Raw genomic sequence first — 1775 nt, 5'->3', positions numbered from 1 at the left:
CTCGCATATTCATCAACGGGTTGAATTCCTAATGTCGCAAAAATTTGCGGAAATGTACTTTTCATCACGCGGCGATTTTCGAGTACATAAGAAATCCCCGAAGGACAACGAAGATTATCTTCGAGTACATACCATTGTCCATCGCGATCGCGAACTAAATCAGTTCCGGTAATATGACACCAAATTTCTTGCGGGGGTTTTAATCCCATACAAGGCTTTAGAAATCCTTTAGAAGACTGAATTAAATCTGCCGGCATAATGCCATCTTTGATAATTTTTTGCTCACTGTAAATATCAGCAATGAACAAGTTCAAAGCATGAATTCGTTGTTTGAGTCCTTTTTCTAACCAGTTCCATTCGGAAGCTGAGACAATTCGAGGTACAATATCAAAGGGAAATACCCGTTCAGTCCCTTGATGATCTCCATAAACATTAAATGTAGCTCCGAGCTTAATCAAAGCGGCTTGAGCGGCTTGCTGTCGCAGGGTTAGCTCCCCTGGAGAAAGAGAATTAATCCGTTCAATTAGCAGTTTGGCCTCAAGGCGAGGTTCCCCTTTGGCGATAAACATTTCATCGTAGAAATCCCCGGGTTCGTAGGAATCAAATCGCACTGGCTTTTGTCCCTATTGCTGTCACAACAAAGTCATTTGAATTGAGAGTTGTCAAATCTATTGATCAGTTCAGAAAAGGTGTGTCTCAGTGCAGTTAGTTTTTGATTGTTCTGTGATTTGCTTTTCAGAATACATCATCATAATGACTAACCAAACACAGTACACTGCTGAGTGATCATTCCCTCTTTGTTAAAAGGTTAACTAATACTTTACCAGAACTTTTGTCAGTTTGATCTATTTTTTTTAGCCGATCAAAAAAATTCACAGATGCGATTTGATCGAAAGTGACGAAACTTTAAACGTATTCATCCCCGATCACAACAGAGTTTTATGGAATTTTCAAGTATTATATATGACAATAGAGGGAGGCTGAGTCTAGAGGCTGTAACTAATGATACGAAAATCGTCAAGCTGTCAACTTCCGATCTCAAACCCCTAGCCCGGAACAGTTGTGTTAAATTAACTAAAAGTCAGTGCAAACGGGTGAACTCAATCAAAGATCGTCGAATCACAACTTGCCTACTCACAATCTAAAGAAAGTATTAAAAAATCGAGAAAATATTTGGGATTGAGTCAATACAGGATTAATCTATGTCTATGTTCAAAGAAAAGGAAAATCCATTAAGCTATCAAGAAACCTACCCCTGTCCAGTGTGTCGCTGTGGTGATCTTTCTAATATTGCTTTAATGGACGCATTTGGTTGTGATGTCTGTCGTCACATTTTTACCATTCATCCAGAAAGACAACTCCTGAAAATGGCAGATCGGGAACCTTCTATTACTTGGCGATGGAATGGTCAAAACTGGAAAGGAGAACATATTGGCAACCTCGAAATTAGTTGGGTTTATTGGTTAGCAGCATTGTTACTCATCTTGTTACCTCCAACTTTGATTGGACTCTCTGCTTTTCTGTTTCCTCCAATTTCGGGTGGATTTTCGGCTTGGTTTCCAATTTTTTGGACAGTTATCGCATTTTTATCTCATCTATTTTTAGTCTTGTGGCTGATTGCAGAAGCTTACCAATTTCCCGTCTTTCTCTACTTAAGAAATCGATGGCAACAGTTGAGGTCATAAACATCATAAAACCAGATCTTCACCCAAATTGGTAAAATAAACTTCTTGAATTTGCCAATTAGGATTTGTGGTTAATGTTTCTCGCAAACT

The 1775-nt window shown here is 38.8% G+C and carries 2 protein-coding genes; one reads left to right on the top strand and one right to left on the bottom strand.

Annotation, left to right across the window (positions count from 1 at the left end):
* The coding region (locus tag M595_RS27330; RefSeq protein ID WP_023069314.1) for a circularly permuted type 2 ATP-grasp protein at positions 1-611 on the bottom strand (611 nt) is incomplete at its 3' end.
* Between the two features lie 591 nt (positions 612-1202).
* Here M595_RS27330 and M595_RS27325 point away from each other — a divergent pair.
* Complete coding sequence (locus M595_RS27325) at positions 1203-1685, top strand: hypothetical protein (RefSeq protein ID WP_040484526.1); 483 nt, start codon at positions 1203-1205, stop codon at positions 1683-1685.
* The last annotated feature ends 90 nt before the right edge of the window (positions 1686-1775 follow it).

Origin of the sequence: Lyngbya aestuarii BL J, from assembly GCF_000478195.2 — a bacterium.
In the GTDB taxonomy this organism is placed as follows: domain Bacteria; phylum Cyanobacteriota; class Cyanobacteriia; order Cyanobacteriales; family Microcoleaceae; genus Capilliphycus; species Capilliphycus aestuarii.
The sequence above is the reverse complement of the archived record's forward strand: the minus strand, read 5'-3'. Positions and strand labels throughout refer to the sequence as shown.